This window comes from Isoptericola sp. NPDC056134 (genome assembly GCF_042264825.1).
GTDB lineage: Bacteria > Actinomycetota > Actinomycetes > Actinomycetales > Cellulomonadaceae > Isoptericola > Isoptericola nanjingensis.
The window spans coordinates 1-269 of the sequence record NZ_JBHJVM010000076.1 but is presented as its reverse complement, the minus strand read 5'-3'; the positions used below and the strand labels follow the sequence as shown (position 1 = coordinate 269).

Annotated in this window: 1 pseudogene; it reads right to left on the bottom strand. The window is 66.9% G+C overall.

Features of this window, described 5'->3' with window-relative positions:
- Positions 1-269, bottom strand: a pseudogene (locus tag ACFCZN_RS21355) (hypothetical protein); the annotation flags it as partial.

The following is a 269-nucleotide window of genomic DNA, read 5'->3' as shown; positions in this document are numbered from 1 at the left end:
TTCGGCCGAATCATTCCCCGACCACTCGCCGGAGCTCTCGTCGTTCCACTCGCCGGTGTCGCCGGAATCGCCCCAGCCCTGCGACTTGCGGATGAGAGTCGCCGCGGCGATGGCGCCCAGTACAAGGGCGACGGCCGCGCCGTAGTAGACCGCGGAGTAGCCGGCAACACCCTGCGAGCTCGCGCTCCCGTAGCCACCACTGATCGTGATGAACAGGGTCGTGAAGATCGCCAGCGCGACGGACCCGCCGAGCTGCATCGATGAGTTCA